The organism is Dyadobacter sp., from assembly GCF_039919315.1.
Classification (GTDB): domain Bacteria; phylum Bacteroidota; class Bacteroidia; order Cytophagales; family Spirosomataceae; genus Dyadobacter.
In genome coordinates this window covers 1-17,349 of the sequence record NZ_JBDSFX010000043.1, presented here as the reverse complement: position 1 = coordinate 17,349, position 17,349 = coordinate 1, and the positions used below count along the sequence as shown (strand labels likewise).

The 17,349-nt window shown below is 44.4% G+C and carries 15 protein-coding genes; 6 read left to right on the top strand and 9 right to left on the bottom strand.

The features are described 5' to 3' along the window. Together fabG and ABIO93_RS11685 are read right to left on the bottom strand one after the other, a co-directional pair. Positions 1-732 carry a 3-oxoacyl-ACP reductase FabG gene (fabG, locus tag ABIO93_RS11690; protein ID WP_348067733.1) on the bottom strand — a complete coding sequence of 244 codons (732 nt, stop codon included), beginning with the start codon at positions 730-732 and terminating at the stop codon, positions 1-3. Then, positions 729-2,258 (bottom strand): aromatic amino acid ammonia-lyase, encoded by a 1,530-nt coding sequence (locus ABIO93_RS11685; RefSeq protein ID WP_348067731.1) that lies wholly within the window; start codon positions 2,256-2,258, stop codon positions 729-731. Before ABIO93_RS11685 ends, fabG begins: the two co-directional genes overlap by 4 nt. A gap of 174 nt (positions 2,259-2,432) precedes the next feature. On the opposite strand from ABIO93_RS11685, the gene ABIO93_RS11680 reads away from it, so the two are divergent. Genes ABIO93_RS11680 through ABIO93_RS11670 form a run of 3 tightly spaced genes read left to right on the top strand, consistent with a single transcriptional unit; the run spans position 2,433 to position 9,099 of the window. Beyond that, the gene (locus ABIO93_RS11680) at positions 2,433-6,266 is read left to right on the top strand and encodes a 1-acyl-sn-glycerol-3-phosphate acyltransferase (protein ID WP_348067729.1); all 3,834 of its coding nucleotides are present in this window, start codon (positions 2,433-2,435) and stop codon (positions 6,264-6,266) included. A gap of 54 nt (positions 6,267-6,320) precedes the next feature. Further along, a complete protein-coding gene (locus ABIO93_RS11675) occupies positions 6,321-7,853 on the top strand; it encodes an NAD(P)/FAD-dependent oxidoreductase (protein ID WP_348067727.1) in 1,533 nt (510 codons plus the stop codon). Between the two features lies 1 nt (position 7,854). Next, positions 7,855-9,099 (top strand): NAD(P)/FAD-dependent oxidoreductase, encoded by a 1,245-nt coding sequence (locus ABIO93_RS11670; protein ID WP_348067725.1) that lies wholly within the window; start codon positions 7,855-7,857, stop codon positions 9,097-9,099. A 7-nt stretch (positions 9,100-9,106) separates the two neighbouring features. Here the strand turns inward: ABIO93_RS11670 and ABIO93_RS11665 are convergent, their stop codons facing one another. Further along, entirely contained in the window at positions 9,107-10,150 is a 1,044-nt protein-coding gene (locus ABIO93_RS11665) for a beta-ketoacyl synthase chain length factor (RefSeq protein ID WP_348067723.1), read from the bottom strand. A 32-nt stretch (positions 10,151-10,182) separates the two neighbouring features. Next, positions 10,183-11,814 carry an FAD-dependent oxidoreductase gene (locus ABIO93_RS11660; protein WP_348067721.1) on the bottom strand — a complete coding sequence of 544 codons (1,632 nt, stop codon included), beginning with the start codon at positions 11,812-11,814 and terminating at the stop codon, positions 10,183-10,185. A 214-nt stretch (positions 11,815-12,028) separates the two neighbouring features. On the opposite strand from ABIO93_RS11660, the gene lysM reads away from it, so the two are divergent. Beyond that, the gene (gene lysM, locus ABIO93_RS11655) at positions 12,029-12,487 is read left to right on the top strand and encodes a peptidoglycan-binding protein LysM (RefSeq protein WP_348067719.1); all 459 of its coding nucleotides are present in this window, start codon (positions 12,029-12,031) and stop codon (positions 12,485-12,487) included. A 166-nt stretch (positions 12,488-12,653) separates the two neighbouring features. Here the strand turns inward: lysM and rplI are convergent, their stop codons facing one another. From rplI to ABIO93_RS11635, 4 genes are all read right to left on the bottom strand, one after another. After that, a complete protein-coding gene (gene rplI / locus ABIO93_RS11650) occupies positions 12,654-13,100 on the bottom strand; it encodes a 50S ribosomal protein L9 (protein ID WP_348067717.1) in 447 nt (148 codons plus the stop codon). Positions 13,101-13,121: 21 nt separating this feature from the next. Continuing rightward, positions 13,122-13,373: a 30S ribosomal protein S18 gene (gene rpsR, locus ABIO93_RS11645; protein ID WP_138280541.1), complete on the bottom strand. Its 252-nt coding sequence runs from the start codon at positions 13,371-13,373 to the stop codon at positions 13,122-13,124. A 3-nt stretch (positions 13,374-13,376) separates the two neighbouring features. Then, entirely contained in the window at positions 13,377-13,757 is a 381-nt protein-coding gene (gene rpsF, locus ABIO93_RS11640; protein ID WP_348067715.1) for a 30S ribosomal protein S6, read from the bottom strand. A gap of 138 nt (positions 13,758-13,895) precedes the next feature. Continuing rightward, positions 13,896-14,837, bottom strand: a complete 942-nt coding sequence (locus ABIO93_RS11635) for a hypothetical protein (protein ID WP_348067713.1) — start codon at positions 14,835-14,837, stop codon at positions 13,896-13,898. A gap of 140 nt (positions 14,838-14,977) precedes the next feature. Between ABIO93_RS11635 and ABIO93_RS11630 the strand changes: the two genes are divergently transcribed. Then, a complete protein-coding gene (locus tag ABIO93_RS11630; RefSeq protein ID WP_348067711.1) occupies positions 14,978-15,640 on the top strand; it encodes a YggS family pyridoxal phosphate-dependent enzyme in 663 nt (220 codons plus the stop codon). A 7-nt stretch (positions 15,641-15,647) separates the two neighbouring features. Here ABIO93_RS11630 and ABIO93_RS11625 read toward each other — a convergent pair whose 3' ends face one another. Further along, complete coding sequence (locus ABIO93_RS11625; protein ID WP_348067709.1) at positions 15,648-16,706, bottom strand: glycosyltransferase family 9 protein; 1,059 nt, start codon at positions 16,704-16,706, stop codon at positions 15,648-15,650. A gap of 197 nt (positions 16,707-16,903) precedes the next feature. Here ABIO93_RS11625 and ABIO93_RS11620 point away from each other — a divergent pair, with 197 nt between their 5' ends. Next, positions 16,904-17,281, top strand: coding sequence for a DUF423 domain-containing protein (locus ABIO93_RS11620; RefSeq protein WP_348067707.1), 378 nt, complete (start codon positions 16,904-16,906; stop codon positions 17,279-17,281). The last annotated feature ends 68 nt before the right edge of the window (positions 17,282-17,349 follow it).

Here is a 17,349-nt window from a genome sequence, read left to right as displayed (position 1 = left end):
TTATGAATAAATTCCTCCGTTAATGTTGATCACCTCGCCGGTAATGTAGGCAGCTTTGTCGGAAACCAAAAAACTCACCAGATGAGCGACTTCCTCGGCTTTTCCAAACCTGTTCATCGGGATCATTTGTTTCAATTCCTCCTCGTTCAGGTCTTTGGTCATGTCGCTGGTGATAAATCCCGGCGCTACTGCATTCACTGTAATCTTCCGTTTCGCTACTTCCTGCGCCAATGCTTTGGTCGCGGAAATGATCGCTCCTTTCGCAGCTGAATAATTGGTCTGCCCCGCTACTCCCTTCATCCCCGACACCGACGCGATATTGACGATCCGCCCGGTGCGCTTCCGCAGCATTTGCTGAATGGCATTCTGGGTTACATTGAAAAACCCTTTTGCAGACGTTCCCAGCACTTCATCCCAATCCTTTTCAGGCATCCACATAAACAGCCCGTCGCGGGTTACGCCAGCATTGTTCACTAAAACGCTGATGGTCTTATCTTCGTTCTTCTCCTTCCAGATGTTCAGTGCATCGTCCACCTCCTGCTTTACCTGCACGTCAAACTGTAAAAGTTCTCCCTCGCCTCCGGAAGCAACAATAGCAGCCAGCGTTTCCTCCGCAGCAACCTGATTAGAAGCATAATTGACCAGAATATATAGTCCATGGTCTTTGGCCAGCTGCACCGCAATCGCGCGGCCAATTCCTCTGGATGCGCCTGTTACCAATGCACAACTCATAATTTAAACGGGGTTTCTTTAATGTATTCCAAAACAGCGGCTATACTTTCAGCCTGTGGTAGGTCTTCTTTTACAAAATGTGCCTTGGTCCGAATCCGGTCGTAAATGGATTTGGCATTAGGCGAGAGTCTCTCTTTTTCCTCAGGGTCCAGCAGATCAATCGCCTGGCAGATCGCCATAATATGAATGGACATCACCTGAAATGAGTTTTCCAGCACCTGCTTGGCGAGCACCGCGCTGTTGGTACCCATACTCACAATATCCTGATTATCATTGTTATTGGGAATACTATGCACATACACCGAGCTGGATAACGCCTGATTTTCGGCAGTTGTGGATGTAGCGGTAAACTGCACACCCTGAAAGCCAAAGTTTAGCCCCCAGGTTCCTGCATTCAGGAACGGAGGAAATTTACCATTCAGTTTGCTGTTCATCAGGAAGTTTAGCTGGCGTTCCATCAGCATGGACAGCTTCGTCAGCACTATTTTTACCTTATCCATTTCCAGCGAAATATAATCACCGTGAAAATTCCCGCCGTGAAATACATTGTCATCCTCCGGGCTCACGATCGGATTGTCATTGGTCGAATTCAATTCATTTTCAATGACTTCCTGGGCATATTGAATGGTATCCAGTATCGGCCCCAGAATCTGCGGCACGCACCTTACCGAATAGTATTCCTGAATTTTACGTTCAAATTCCTTGCGTTGCAGCGCGGTATCATCCTTAAACAACTCCTCGCGACTACGGATCATTTGGCTGCCCGCCACAAAATCACGCATTTGCTGCGCGATCAGTTGCTGACCTTTGTGATGTTTGACCGCATTCAATTGCTTCGAAAAAGAATCATCAAACGCTTCAATCACCTCATTCAACATCGAAGAAGCTGCTATCGCCCATTGCAAAAGACGTTTGGCATAAATAACATTGATCGCAGCCATGCCCGTCATGCATGAGGTACCATTGATCAGGCCAAGACCGTCACGAAGTTCCATTTTGAGCGGCTCAATGGCCTTTTCAGCTAAAACATCCGCCGTTTTTCTCCTGATACCATCTTCGTAGACATACCCCTCTCCGATCAGGTTAAGGCCCAGGTGCGACAGCTGAACCAGGTCTCCGCTGGCTCCCACACTACCGTGTTCAAAAATCTCAGGAACGATACCTTTGTTCAAAAATGCCACTAACTGCCTAATTACCGCGGTACTAACCCCCGAATTGGCCTGCAAAAACGAATTCAAACGGGCAACCATGACGCTGCGGGCATAAATTTCATTCAGCGGCTTACCGATTCCGCTGGAATGGCTGCGGATCAGGTTGTATTGCAGGTTACTTAGTTTGTCGGTCTCAATCCGGTACTGGGCCATCGGTCCAAAACCGGTGTTGATTCCATATATAATTTTATCTTTGGAGAAATTCGTTAGAAAGGCAAAGGATTTCGAAACTTGATTGAGGGCGTTTTCGGGCAAGATAAATTCCTTCTTTTCAAAAGCATACTGCTCGATCTGAGCTAAGGAAATACTATTCATTTAGTGATAGCGTAATTAATATTGTGTAAAATAAATCTTTTTTTGCGGCTTTGCCAAGTCAGTCACCCCAGGCCCGTAACCCACAGGCCGGGGTGCGTAGTCTGTAATTCGTCCGTCAGTTGCCGGATCTGTACATTTCATTAATTTTGTCGGACACTCACGTTTCCCCTGTCCATGATCGGCGATTTACTTTTAAGGCTAAATAAATTTCTTTCCAGTCACAAAACCGCGTTTTTTCTTAGCCTAGCCGTCATTGTCAGCATACTTTTTGCAGGGATTTTTCGCCTAAAAGTAACCGAAAGTATTTTCGCTACCCTACCGCATGGTAAAAGCTTCGAAGAATTCAATCGTTTGGTGGAAAGTAAAAATATCATCAACCAGATCGTATTTTCCATTGAAATACCTGCTGAAACTGGTACAGAAGAAGCAAAAGAGCTAGCCGACGCTTTCTCCGATTCCCTAGGCCGGTACACCAACGGCTACATTCGAAATATCCAGGCCGAAAGGCCCAATGTGCAGGAAGATGTATATGCGTATGTCTATACCCATTTTCCCCAGCTCATTAATCCGGAATATTATGCCCATATCAATGCAAAACTAATACCGGATTCCATTCGAACCTCGATTACCGGCACACGTAATCAGCTCGTTACGCCGGGAGGATCATTTCTAAAACAGTTTATTGTCAATGATCCGCTTGGCATTACCGGAAAGTATTTTCGGGAGCTCAATGCTAATAATAACTCCAATGGAATGCTCCTTGACGATGGTGTTATGTTCAGCGCGGACAGGAAGAAAATCATCGTTTTTGCCTCCACAAGCTATGATTCCGGCAATTCAGAGAAGAATGTTGAGCTGTACAATCTGACTGAAACGTTCAGGGCTAAATGGAACAAGCAGAACCGGTACAATCATTTCACCTATTTCGGGACTTTTGAAATTTCTGCCAGAAACGCCATTCAGGTCAAGCGTGATTCCTATTTTACGTCTTTCTTAGCCCTGGGTGGGATATTGCTGCTGCTGATCGCCTATTATCGGAAATTGCTGGTACCCATTTACATTATCCTGCCGGGTTTGTTCGGCGGAATTTTTGCATTGGGAATCATTGGTTACATCCGGCCCGAAATTTCAGGCATTTCGCTCGCGACCGGAGCGGTAATCTTTGGTATATTACTCGATTACGCCTTTCATTTTTTTACACATCTGCGGCATACCCATTCTATTTCGCAGGCCATTAAAGAAGTAAGCGCGCCTTTGCTCACTGGCAGCTTTACGACTATCATGGCTTTCAGTGCATTGCATTTTGCTAATTCAGCTGTGTTACAGGATTTCGGCTTGTTCGCTTCGCTCAGCCTGCTCGGTGCTGCCCTATTTACATTAATAGCCCTTCCGATCCTTCTCGATGCGTCTTCATTTGACTACAAAAAGATCCCGGAAGAACAGCGTTCCTTCAATATTCCGAAAATACCTGCCTCGGTAAGGTCCTATGTACTGGTCGCGATTGGTGTGCTCACACTGGTGTTCCTCTATTTCGCACGTTTTACTGAATTTGACAGCGGTTTCGAAAACCTGAGCATTCAGGATGATGACCTGAGCAGCAGAGAGCAGGCGCTTACCGGTATCAATCCGAGGGCGGAAAAGCGGATCTACGTTTTTGCTTCCAGTCCGGTGCGCGCCAATGCAGAAAAAACCAATTTTGATGTATTTCAAAAACTGGTAGAGCTCAAACGCAACGATAAGATCAACAACTTTGTGTCGTCGGGCGCGTTTCTGATTCCCCGTGACCTTCAAATCGAACGAAAGCAGCGGTGGAATGAGTTCTGGAATGTGCAGCGAAAAGATTCCACGTTCAGGATATTGGATCAAACTGCTGCCAAAAGTGGCTTCAATACCTACGCTTTCAATGATTTCAAAAATTGGGTGGCTGGCAGAAACCAAAGTTCTGTCTCCCTGGACACCTTATTCAACGAGCTTGGAATAGATAATCTGGTTGATATCAAATCGTCCGGAACCACATTCATTACCACGCTGATCGCCCCTCAAGAACAGCTTTCTGAGGTAAAAAAAGAACTTCGCAAGGTCCCCGGCGTTGAGATATTTGACCGGGGCGAACTTGCCGGCGAGTTGCTTACGATGGTTAAGGACGATTTCAACTACCTTTTGCTGATCTCAGCTTCCATTGTATTCTTCACATTACTAATCGTTTACGGCCGCATTGAACTGACATTCCTGTCATTTCTACCCATGGTGATCAGTTGGATTTGGATTCTCGGTATAGCCGCGATTTTGGGCATTAAATTCAATTTCGTCAATGTCATCGTCACCACATTCATCTTTGGGCTCGGCGACGATTTCAGCATTTTTGTGACTGATGGCCTGCTCAGCAAGTACAAAACCGGCAAGGATACCCTGCGTTCTTACCAGTCGGCGATCGCATTGTCAGCTACTACTACCATCATAGGTACCGGCGTTCTCATTTTCGCCAAGCATCCCGCCATTCACTCCATTGCACTGATCAGCGTGCTGGGAATTGTTTGTATACTCTTCATTTCATTCGTTTTCCAGCCTGTTTTCTTTGATTTTTTTGTCCAAAACCGAATTGCAAAAAAGAAGGCACCGGTCACCATGTTGCCCTTCCTGATCAGCGTTTCGAGTTTCACGTATTTTCTGTCAGGATGCCTTTTTCTGCATTCCAAGCTGGTTACCATTCTTATTTTGCCCATTTCGAAGAAAAGGAAGCGAGAAATGATCAACAGATCGCTATCGTTTTATGCTAAAACGGTCATCTACTCCGGCCCGCACGTGCGAAAAAATTTCTCTGGCCTTGAAAATCTGAATATGGACAAGCCAGTGATCTTCATCGCTAACCATACCTCATTCCTCGACATTCTGCTGGCGATCATGCTGCATCCGAAAATTGTGCTGATGGTAAAAGGCTGGGTCTACAATTCCCCATTCTTCGGGCCCATCATCCGTTATGCGGGCTACGTGTACACGGACGATGGTCCGGAGGAAAATATCAGAAAACTGAAAGAACTCGTTACCGACGGCTACTCACTGCTTGTTTTTCCGGAAGGAACGCGGTCGCAGGATGGCACGATCGGGCGATTTCACAAGGGAGCATTTCATCTGGCGGAGCAGCTCAACCTCGACATTCAGCCCCTTTTACTCCACGGAGCCTCGGACGTACTACCCAAAAATGATTTTTTGATCAGTTCCGGCGCACTCAATGTGCGTGTCATGCCACGCCTGGCACACAACGATCCACAATGGGGAACGACGCTTCGGGACAGGACGAAAAACATTGCTACCCATTTTAAAACCGAATTTGCGGCTTACAAATATGAAATGGAAGATGTGGCTTACCTGAAACACAAAGTCTTTACCAATTATGTCTTCAAAGGGCCTGTGCTGGAATGGTATTTTAAAATCAAGTGGAATCTGGAAAGCAAGAATTACGCATTTTACAACCATTTAATAGCTGACAGAAAAAACATTCTGGATATCGGTTGCGGATATGGATATTTGTCTTTTTATCTGCATTATAAAAATGCAGAAAGGATCATTAACGGGATCGACTATGATGAGGAAAAGGTCCGGATCGCGCAGAACAGTTATAATAAGACAAATCAGTTACAGTTTGTACATGAGGATATTATGACCGCAGATTGTGGTGTGCACGATGTCATATTTTTGAATGATATCCTGCATTATTTATCAAAAGAAAAGCAACTCACTTTGCTGGATCGCTGTGCCGCCGCGCTCAATCCTGGCGGGATATTATTCATCCGGGACGGCATCACTGACAATGAGGAAAAACATAAAAATACCAAGACTACCGAGGCACTGTCGACAGGCTTATTTTCATTCAACAGAAAATCGGGCGACTTCCATTTTTTCTCTTCCGATAACATTCGCAGTTTCGCCGCAAAGCACTATTTGAGCTTTGAAATGCTGGAACATTCCAATAATACGTCCAATGTGCTTTTTGTTTTACGACACCACTAAGATTACTACAATATTCTGACAACCAATTATTTAAACTATTTCATCAACCTTTAAATGCAATCTTCCGAGGGTCAAAAAGAGTACGATTTTGTGATTGTTGGAAGCGGGCTTGGCGGTCTGGCCTGTGCAAATATTCTTGCGTCGGAAGGTTACAGCGTGGTGGTTTTGGAGAAAAACCATCAGATTGGCGGGCATTTGCAAGTTTACAGCCGGGACAAGAGCATTTATGACACGGGTGTTCATTATGTAGGAAGTATGGATAAAGGTGAGAACCTGTATCAGTTCTTCAAATATTTCGGCATTCTGGAACACCTGAAAATTAAAAGAATGGATGATGACAAATTTGATGTCGTCCGTTTCAATGATGGTTCGGAGTATCATTATGCCCAAGGATTTGACCGGTTTAAGGAAACATTGATCGGCTACTTTCCTGAGGAAAAAGGAGCGATAGAAGCCTATTGCGACAAAATCATTGAAATCTGTAATAAATTCCCACTATACAATCTCCGCATTTCGGGTGAAAATTACCAGATGGATGGCGATGTGCTGGGCATGAACGCACACGATTATATTGCGTCACTAACCGATAATGTTAGATTGCAGAATGTGCTGGCAGGCTCCAATCTGCTCTATGCGGGCGTTCAAGACAAAACACCGTTTTATGTGCATGCACTGATTATGAAAAGCTATCTGTCAGGCTCTTATAAGTTTATTGATGGCGGCTCACAGATCGCCATTCAGATGAGCAGGGCGATTCGTAAAAACGGCGGAGAGATTTATAAGCATAAAAAGGTAGTTTCCGCGAACTACAATGAAGCGGGCGAGATCACGGAGGTGGTACTTGCCAATGGTGAGACTTTCAAAGGAAAGCAATTCATATCCAATGCTCACCCGGCCGTCAGTATCGACATTTTTGGCGCTGATCGTTTTTTAAATGTATATAAAAACCGGGTTCAGGGGCTTGAAAACAGCATATCGACATTTCTGGTCCATATTTCTTTTCATGAAAACAGTTTCGAATACCTTAATTATAACATTTACCAGCATCATATAGACAGCGTCTGGGGAGGCATTGACTATGACGAAGAAACGTGGCCGCAAACCTACTTTATCTGTACGCCATATATTTCCAAAACAGGCAAGTATGCAGATTCCATGTCGATTATGACCTATATGAAATCCTGTGAAACTGAAAAATGGGCTGATACATTCAGCACAGTCGCTGAGCCAGGCAAGCGGGATGCGGAATATGCAGAATTCAAACAATGCAAGGAAAAAAAGGTGCTAGCTAAGCTTGAACAGGTTTTTCCGGGTATTACTGGTAAAATAAAGGCTGTTCATAGTGCCTCACCGCTCACCTTTCGCGATTATATCGGGAACCGCGACGGCTCATTGTACGGCATATTAAAGAACTCTCAATCACCCAGTCGGACTCAGATCAATACCAAAACGAGAGTACCTAACCTTCACCTGACCGGTCAGAATATTTCTATGCACGGGATTCTAGGTGTTACCGTCAGCGCTTTTGTAACTTGCTTTTCCTTTGTAGATAAAGATAAACTTATTCAAAAAGTAAAAAATGCCTAACATGCGAACTGTTGATGTTGTCGTGATCGGTGCAGGACCAGCCGGTACCGTTGCCGCTTCCTATTTGAAAAATCAAGGGTATGATGTGACCATTCTGGAAAAAGAGAAATTTCCGCGCTTCCAGATTGGTGAAAGCTTGCTTCCCTGCTGCATGCAGCATTTGGATGAATCAGGCCTGCTGGAAGCTGTCAAAGCCAAAAACTTTCAGAAAAAGACAGGTGCGGCATTCATGCGGGGAGAAAAAAGATGCGAATTTTTCTTTTCTGAACAATTTACAAAGGGCTGGACGTGGACCTGGCAGGTGAAGCGCGCCGATTTTGACAGTACGCTCGCAGAGGCTGCACAGGCAAAAGGAGTCGATGTGAATTTTGAATGCGAAGTCTTGAAAGTAACCTGCACACCGGATGTTCAGGTGCTGGAATACCAAGATATCGACGGTAACATTCATCAGATATCCTGCAAATTCATCATTGATTCAAGCGGATATGGCCGTGTACTGCCACGGTTATTTGATCTGAGCAAGCCATCTGCATTCTCGCCAAGAGGCGCTATTTTCTCCCATTTGGAAGACAAAAACCGTTCTGAGGAGGCGAGTAATAACATTTTCGTACACTCCTTTGACAATAACCGCTCCTGGATCTGGGCTATTCCATTCTCCGACGGCTCCACTTCCGTAGGTATCGTTGGCGACAAGGAGAAAATCATGGAAATGGCCGAAAACAATGGTGAAAAATATAAAGCATTCATTCGTGATTTTGACGATCTCAACGGAAGATTTAAGAATTCTGCATTGAAATTTGAGCCTCGTAACATTTTGGGTTACTCCATTGGAGTCAAAAAAATGTACGGCGATGGATTCGTGCTTTCAGGAAATAGTACCGAATTTCTTGATCCGATATTCTCATCAGGGGTCACATTCGCCACTGCTTCCGGTTTATTGTCCGCCAAAATGACCCACAGACATTTGCAGGGAGAAGCCGTAGACTGGAAAACAGAATATGAAGATGTGATCCAAAAAGGAATTGACGTTTTCAGAAGTTACGTGTCAGGCTGGTATAGCGGCGATTTCCAGACCATCGTATTCGCCAAGGAAGTTGACAATGATTTCAAAAACCAGATCTGTTCCGTCCTTGCCGGTTACGTTTGGGACCAGTCTAACCCATTTGTCAGAAAGCACGATACCATCCTGCCAACGCTCGCGAAAGTGATTAAAATGAAGGAGAGCAACGCGGAAAGCGCTCAATAATTTCGATTTATCGGCGGAGCAGAATGAAACCGTGCTGCTCCGCCTTATAATGATTGTAGATCAGTACATGCTCAGTTTTCCGGGAAACGCGTCTGCCATAAACACATTGCTCCGGCAGGCTTTTACCGGAAAGCAACTGTAACGCGAGCCATACCGCGAAAGCCGATGCCGTCGGATAGTCTCCTACCATATTCTTATAAGTGAATGTATTGCTAGCTGGGAAAAGCTCGGTTTGTAATTTTGTATACCAATGATCCGTGCGATTATCGCCGCTTATTCCCAAGATCAGCGTGTCAATGTCGCTCGTACGAAGTCCGTTACGATCCAATAAATAGCGAATCCTGTCTCCCAATTCACTTTCCTGTAAGTAACTCGTCTGGTACACATCTGTAATCTGCGCCTTCGCATTTTGGCTGTTTTCGGGTTCGAGCGTGAACATCGTCGCCCCCTCACCATTCACCGATCCTGGTGAATCCATTTCAAATAATGTTTCAGAAGAAATTTCGCCAGTTTTAAATGTGCCGTCCAGAAAATCAATGTTGTGGTTGTAGTCCGAGATTTCTTCAACACTACCTACCAGCATCGAATTGGCCCTTTTTTCTCCAAAAAGCAGCATAGCATCCAGCAATGCACTCTCGAAAGCGAGGCCTCTGTGAACGTGAGTGGTATTGTACCCCGTCGTTTTGCTCATCAATGCAAGGTTACCTGCTACTGCATTGGGCGTACTTTGTACAAAATTGGTGGGTGTTAGTGTGCCTTCATTGTAGTCCACGATCTGGTTCAGGAATTTGAGGCAGTCTTCCAGCCCTCCATTTGCCGTCCCCAGGATGATTCCATCTACTTGGGATCTTTGTATAAGCGGAAGGCCGGCTCCTACACCCATACGTACGGCCTTACCCATTCGCCGGAGCAAGCCCGCCGGGATCAGCTGACCGTAATTAGGTTCGATAGCAACATACCTGTCACCCAGATGTACCTTTACATCGCCTTCTAGGAAAGCATTATCGAAAGTTTTTTGGGGTGAGATACAGGCTGAGTCAGTAATGTACATTCGTAAAATTAACGTGAGTGATTGAAAGGCGCTTACTCGGCATCAGAAATAAATTTGCTAATTTCTCTCGCATAATCATCCGCCTGCCGTTGCTTTTCTTCTGCATTCCAGCCCAATTCCCGTGCCATTAATGCCGTAACAACTGGTAAAGAATTCAAGGTTTCATCCCAATCTGTAATTTCGAGGCGGATTCTTCTGGCCAGAAAGTCACGAGGTGTAACTGCCATTTCATTACGCACCGCATGCACTACTTCCGCTTTGATGTACGGATAATGTTCGCTCAACTTTTCTTTGAGTAGCGGCTCATTTAAAGTCAGTTTGCAGATCAGCTCTGCTCTCGATCCATATTTTTTCACAAGATGAATGGCGATGTCCTGTACCAGATCATATTTTTTGGAAAGCTCTTTCCATGAATCCAATATGTAATTTTCACCACCTGCAAGAATGTGATCCGCGGTGGTACAGACATTGTTTTTGGAAAATATCTCATCAGCCTGGTCAATGGTATCTTTCGCCATGAGCCGATAGGTTGTCCATTTGCCGCCTAACAAACTCACCAATCCCGACGCTTCATCCAGCTCGATCTCATGGTCGCGTACCAGGTTTTTGGTTGATTTGGACGGGTCTGCGGAAAGCAGCGGCCGTAAACCTCCAAAACCAGATCGCAGCTGGGAAATATCGATCTTCTTGGCCAGGTACGGGTTCAAGGTATCGGCCAGGTATTGCTTTTCCTTCTGGTTCAACGTCGGTTCCGACTGAATATCATCACATTCCGTGTCCGTCGTTCCGATCATAGTCGCTCCCTCAAACGGAATGGCGAACACCACGCGGCCATCCGAAGTTTTCGGAATCAGCATGGCATACTCGCTGTTCAGCGTTTCTTTCGGGAGAATGACGTGCACTCCCTTGCTCGGTCGAAGCCGCTCAGGCAGCCCGGAATTGGCCATCAGCCTTACTTTGTCAGAAAACGGTCCGGTGCAATTGATAACCAGTTTTGCTTTAATCGTAAATGGAGTCCCCGACTGGGTATCCGAAACATGTATACCATTTATTTTTCCGGTCGAATCCTTTTGAAAATCCGAAACGTCCACATAATTCGCTGCTACCGCTCCTGCTTCCGACGCAGACTGTACCAATGCCAGGCAATAACGTGCATCATCAAGCTGACCATCGTAGTACAGGACACCGCTATGTAATTTTTTAGAATCTAGTGTCGGTATCTTCGCCATTACTTCCCTCTTATTCAGCCATTTGCTCTTTGGCAATGTATCATTGGTCGCAAATGTATCATAAAGCTGCAAGCCTATTTTGAAGTATAAACCTTCCAGCCAGGAGCTGACAGGCGTCATCAAAGCGAGTGGACGAGCCAGGTGGGGTGCATTTTTTAAAACAATGTGCCTTTCCTCCAATCCATGGCGGACCTGCTTCAGTTGTGCAAAATCCAGTTTCTTGAAAGCCTGTTCCAAATACCTTACACCGCCGTGGATCAGCTTGGTTGAGCGGGAAGATGTTTCCGAGGCGAAGTCCTTTTTGTCAATAATAGCCACTTTGTAGCCACGTAACACGGCATCCAGCGCACAACCGGCGCCACTTGCGCCCGCTCCTATGATGCAGATATCAAACGTTTCACTTTTTAATCTATCAAGAGATGCGGTGCGATTCATTACTAGCAAATAGTGGGTCGGCGTGAAAAATACCTGGTGCAAAAGTACGAAGCTGATATCTAAAACCTTTCCCTCATTGAGGTCAATTCGAAAAGTAATTCTGCAATGGTAAGATTGGTATAATAATTGCAATCATTCTATTTACAAAGCTTACCGTCATGGCAGCTTTGACATTACCTTAATCTATTTCATTATTTAACCAAAACTCAAAAACATGGGCTTACTATCGTTTTTAAAAGGTGTAGGAGAAAAAGTATTCCACAAAGAAGATCCTGCCACTCCTGCTCCCGAAAAAGAACCGCTCCGGGCAAGTGCGCTGCTGGCGCATGTCAAGTCATTGGGACTTGCTTACAACAACTTAACCGTAAAAACATCAGGAGATACGGTGACCATTGAAGGAGAAGTAGCTCAACAGGAGGACGCCGAGAAAATTGCCCTGGCCGTGGGCAATGTCGAAGGCGTACAGGTAGTAGACAACAAATTAAAGGTCGCAACGCCGGCACCGGAAGCCACTTACCACACTGTGGAAAAAGGCGACACACTTTCAAAAATTGCTAAAACCGTGTATGGCGATATGATGAAGTATCCGATTATTTTCGAAGCCAACAAGCCCATGTTAACCGATCCCGACAAAATATATCCCGGACAGGTATTGAGGATTCCGGCACTTTGAGTAGAAAGCTGTTAGCTATTAGTTATTAGCTGTATTTAGATTAATCTCAGCGGTTTAAGGCGTGAGCTATCTCAATGTAAAAAGCTAATAGCTAAACGCTAACAGCTTAATCACAAAAAAAAGCAGCCCAAAAGGCTGCTTTTTTTTGTGATTAAGAGAAAAACAATTAATCTTCTGCCGCGATAACGTTCAGAGCGATTTTGTGCTTCACTTCTTTATGAAGATCGATCAATGCTGAATAAGTACCAACAGATTTCACATCATCCAAAGTAATTTTCTTACGGTCGATGTTGAAACCTTTTGCTTTCAGGATATCAGCAACCTGCGTGTTGGTAACACGTCCGAAAATACGGCCGCTTTCTCCAACAACAGTTTTGATATCAATTGTAAGATCGCCGATTGCCGTTGCAATGTCTTCTGCGTCTTTCTTAAGCTTTTCAGCTTTGTGCGAAGCCTGACGCACGTTTTCGGCAACGATCTTGCGGTTAGAGGGGTTAGCCAATAATGCAAAGCCCTGAGGGATAAGATAATTACGACCGTAACCTGCTTTCACAGATACGATATCGTTCTTATAACCTACACCTGCTATATCAGTTATTAGTATGATTTCCATTGTTTGTAGCTCTTTCTATTATTATTTCAATTGATCAGCAACAAAAGGCAATAAAGCCAAATGACGTGCTCTTTTAATAGCCTGGGATACTTTACGCTGATATTTCAGGCTGGTTCCTGTAAGGCGACGTGGCAAGATTTTTCCTTGCTCATTTACAAGCTTCAACAAAAAGTCGGGGTTCTTGTAATCGATGTATTTAATGCCTGATTTCTTAAAACGGCAATATTTCTTGCGGTTTATATTTTTTTCAACCGGTTCGTTTACGAGTGACATAGCTTATGCGTTTTCGGTTTTAGATTCAGTTGCTTCTTCTTTCTTTCTTCCTACCAGTCCCTTACGTTTCTTTTCGTTGTAAGCAATTGAATGCTTATCCAGGACAATAGTCATAAAACGCAGAATGCGCTCGTCACGACGGAATTCGGTTTCCAAAACGTCAACCACATTTCCCTCTGTCGTAGAATATTCTACTACGTGATAGAAACCTGAGTTTTTCTTTTGGATGGGGTAGGCCAGCTTGCGCAATCCCCAATTTTCTTCATGTACAATCGTAGCACCATTTGCGGTGATGATTGCAGTGAATTTTTCAACGGCGTCCTTTGCCTGGGCCTCAGACAAAATGGGAGTTAGAATGAACACCGTTTCATATTGCTTAGACATACGGTAATTGATTAATTATTATAAATGTAAAAATTCTCACAATGGCTAAACACCAAAATGAGGGTGCAAAAATAGGGCTTGAAATCTGAAATTCCAAGCCCTATGATGACATAACTTCAACTTATTCTGTCCGATAGCTTACTTTACAGTAAAATCGCCCTGCCCTATCTTGAATCCTTCGCTGTAAACTTCAATGGCATACTTGCCATCTTTCAAAGGAATTCCGCCACGCCCATAAAAAATATCTACGGATTGCCCTGTATTATTGAATGTTACAGATTGTTTGGAACTGTAAATAAGCTCTCTGCCATTCATCATAAATGAACCTGAGCCTGTCGCCATATCCGACAACACCGCACCATCAGGATCAAGGATACGAAGGAAAATCTCCTTTTCATTTTGTTTCGCAACCGCATTTTCGCCGAGTTTGAAATTCACTCTCAGCTTGTCAATGCGTTTGGCTTTGTATTTCCCGCCTTCCCGTTCTTTTCCTTTGGCAGATACTGCATTAACGGTCAGACTTTCAGCCCGAAGCGCCGATGCAATGTTTACTTTATCATTCAGCTCTTTATTTTGGACTGAATAATTAACCACAGAATCAGCGAGCTGCTGCTTTTCAGATTCCAGGCCTGTCACTTTCTGATTGAGTTCTTCATTTTTTGAAGTTGCAACGCCCAGCTCCTGTTTCAGCTTGGCAATTTCTCCATCTTTTTCCGACAATACAGATTCGTAATTTTTAATCTTTTTGTTGTAACTGGCAGCAGAATAAGTATTTGAATTTTTAAGCTCCTTCTTATCCTTCTCCAACTGCGCTTTCAATGCAATCAGTGAGTCGACGCTACCTCCCAGTTTCTGGATCTCCGCAATCTTCACGTCCAGTTCCTCAGAGATGGAATCCAGTTTCGTTTTGATAGATAAGACTTCTTCCGTTTTCGCTGTGATAATTTCGTCCTTGGCCAGGTTTTCCTGCTTCTCGTGGTATATAAAGTAAACAAGTACCAAATTAAGCAGTAGCAATACGGCCAATGCGGCCCATAAAAGTGTTTTTCTGTCCTGCTTTTGTTCCTGGTTATAGTCCATACAGAAGGTTAAATTTTTAATTTAGTTGGTAAAAGAACTATGTTTTTTTCAATTTTGAAATACGTTAACGCCGATTTATAGCCTCCGTTGAATAAATTGTTGCTTTAAATCACTTATTATCAAAAAATTAATCCTGTTCAATGGCTTCCATCGCTGAGAATATTACTGAAATAGAAAAAGGACTAAGACAGGAAACCAGGCTGGTAGCGGTAACCAAAACGAAACCTGTAGAACTGTTGCAGGAAGCTTACAACGCTGGTACCAAGCGTTTTGGTGAAAATAAAGTACAGGAAATGGCTTCGAAATATGATGCTCTTCCAAAAGATATCGAGTGGCATATGATCGGGCATTTGCAAACGAACAAGGTCAAATATATGGCATCCTTCGTTGCATTGGTACATTCTGTAGATAGTTTCAAGTTATTAAAGGAAATCAACAAGGAAGCGAAAAAAAATAACAGGACTATCGATTGCCTCCTGCAGATCTACATTGCCAGAGAGGAAACCAAATTCGGGCTTTCCGACGAAGAAGCCATCGAAATCCTGACTTCGGCAGAGTTAAATACGCTGGCCAACGTCAGAATTGTCGGCTTGATGGGAATGGCCTCCAATACGGAGGACGAAACCATTGTCAGATCGGAATTTCATAGCTTGAAAAACCTGTTCGAATCATTCAGAAAATATGAAAATGAACAAATCAAAATGCTGGAACTTTCCATGGGCATGAGTGGTGACTATACGATAGCAATGGAAGAAGGTAGCACATTGGTACGGGTAGGCAGCGCGATTTTCGGATCGCGATAAACAGTTACTAACCCTTACGTTCGGTGGTACCTAATGCAATCTCCACTTGTTCCTTTACAAACTCAAACGAAAGTTCGGCGCAGGGCGAGCCTTTCCGGCGTACAAAAACCGCATTTTCTTGCCTGCCATAACCGCCTGAGTAGGGATTATAGTCAGGAAAATTGTTCAATGAACCCATTAATATAATCCCAAAAGTACCTGTCGCATTGCCCAGGTGCGACGGTCCGCTGTCCAGACCGATAAAGTAATCGGCCCGACGGATCACTTCCGCTGTTTCCAGAATAGACAACTGCCCGCACAGGTTTCGGTAAGATTTAGCCTTGACATTCAGGTTGCTAGCCGACCCGACTTCCACGATCTGATACCTATATTTTTCAACAAGCCATTCAATTAATTGCTCCCAACGATCGGCCGGCCAGTCTTTTGGCGCATAATTGGAGCGGCAATGCAATGCAATGAATTTGCCTGGAAGATTTAGCGAATCAGCCTTCTGCCTGTGGCTCTCCTGTAAGTAAAGTTTTGGCTGATCATCGGAGGGAAATGATGCTTTTTCTGAAATTAACCCCGCCGTTTTCGCAAATACTTCCAGCAAATTCCCAAAATTGAAATAGGTAAAAATATCAATGTGACGCTGCTGAGCTACCGGATTCTCGACGAAAACCTGACATTTGTCGCAATGGTTATTATTCCTGAACTGTAACTGGAAAACTTCGTCGAACACATTGCCCTGCAAAAGCACTTCGCGCTGGGTAACGCAAAACTCCTGAAATACCTCATTCACAGCCGGATTAAAATCGACCAGCTCATGAAAAACAGGCTTTACAAACCAAACAATATAAGCGTTGGGATAGAGCGACTGGACGTGTCTTGCAATGGGTTCAGCAGCAATGATATCGCCAAAATGCTCCGTACGAATGATCGCGATCAGCTTCTGTTCCTTGCCCAGTTTGCGTTTGACCGATGCAAAATGTGACCTGGCCTGATACCCAAGCAGACGCGCTTTAAAAATGTGTGAATATTTATGGTAACGGTGAGTCCAGAGTTGAATAAAGCGTTCTAACGTCATTTGATAAGTCTTTTCCAAGATTTGCGGGTAGTGTAGGTCCGCTTGAATTCTAATTGCGCAAGATAATAAAATTGCCTTAAAGAGTTGGTTGACCTTGATCCGCGGCCTAACTTTACCGGCCTGATAAAGCCCCTATTTATTAAACGGGCGAATCAGCGGGGAAACACTTCTTCTAATCATTTTATTGATCCTATTATATGAAATTCATGATTCAGGCTGGCGGGATTTTAGGCGCATTGGCCGTGGCGCTCGGCGCTTTTGGTGCCCATGCATTAAAAGGGATGCTAGAAACCTCAGGCAGATCGGAAACTTTTGAAACCGCTGTGAAATACCAGTTCTACCACGCACTGGCGATGGTACTTGTGGGACTTTTAATGCAGCGCGCAGGGCAGGATGCCGTCAGGCTACTGGGCTGGTCAGGCAATGCATTTGCTGTGGGTGTGATCATTTTTTCAGGTTCGCTCTATGCGATCTGTTTTACCGGAATCACCAAATTCGGCGCTACCGCCCCCATCGGCGGAGTGGCCTTGATCATTGGCTGGGTACTATTGATTATGGCTGCCGGGAAATTATAATTTTGAATGATTGAATGAGTGAATGATCACTGATTCAATCATTCACTCATTCGAAATTCACTCATTCA

What these genes read in the sequence shown, in the direction of transcription:
- ABIO93_RS11630 (WP_348067711.1), top strand. Translation starts at nt 14,978, where the DNA reads ATGGCTTCCATCGCTGAGAATATTACTGAAATAGAAAAAGGACTAAGA.
- ABIO93_RS11685 (WP_348067731.1), bottom strand. Translation starts at nt 2,258, where the DNA reads ATGAATAGTATTTCCTTAGCTCAGATCGAGCAGTATGCTTTTGAAAAG.
- rpsF (WP_348067715.1), bottom strand. Translation starts at nt 13,757, where the DNA reads ATGTCTAAGCAATATGAAACGGTGTTCATTCTAACTCCCATTTTGTCT.
- ABIO93_RS11675 (WP_348067727.1), top strand. Translation starts at nt 6,321, where the DNA reads ATGCAATCTTCCGAGGGTCAAAAAGAGTACGATTTTGTGATTGTTGGA.
- ABIO93_RS11635 (WP_348067713.1), bottom strand. Translation starts at nt 14,837, where the DNA reads ATGGACTATAACCAGGAACAAAAGCAGGACAGAAAAACACTTTTATGG.
- rpsR (WP_138280541.1), bottom strand. Translation starts at nt 13,373, where the DNA reads ATGTCACTCGTAAACGAACCGGTTGAAAAAAATATAAACCGCAAGAAA.
- rplI (WP_348067717.1), bottom strand. Translation starts at nt 13,100, where the DNA reads ATGGAAATCATACTAATAACTGATATAGCAGGTGTAGGTTATAAGAAC.
- ABIO93_RS11670 (WP_348067725.1), top strand. Translation starts at nt 7,855, where the DNA reads ATGCGAACTGTTGATGTTGTCGTGATCGGTGCAGGACCAGCCGGTACC.
- ABIO93_RS11660 (WP_348067721.1), bottom strand. Translation starts at nt 11,814, where the DNA reads ATGAATCGCACCGCATCTCTTGATAGATTAAAAAGTGAAACGTTTGAT.
- fabG (WP_348067733.1), bottom strand. Translation starts at nt 732, where the DNA reads ATGAGTTGTGCATTGGTAACAGGCGCATCCAGAGGAATTGGCCGCGCG.
- ABIO93_RS11620 (WP_348067707.1), top strand. Translation starts at nt 16,904, where the DNA reads ATGAAATTCATGATTCAGGCTGGCGGGATTTTAGGCGCATTGGCCGTG.
- ABIO93_RS11665 (WP_348067723.1), bottom strand. Translation starts at nt 10,150, where the DNA reads ATGTACATTACTGACTCAGCCTGTATCTCACCCCAAAAAACTTTCGAT.
- ABIO93_RS11680 (WP_348067729.1), top strand. Translation starts at nt 2,433, where the DNA reads ATGATCGGCGATTTACTTTTAAGGCTAAATAAATTTCTTTCCAGTCAC.
- lysM (WP_348067719.1), top strand. Translation starts at nt 12,029, where the DNA reads ATGGGCTTACTATCGTTTTTAAAAGGTGTAGGAGAAAAAGTATTCCAC.
- ABIO93_RS11625 (WP_348067709.1), bottom strand. Translation starts at nt 16,706, where the DNA reads ATGACGTTAGAACGCTTTATTCAACTCTGGACTCACCGTTACCATAAA.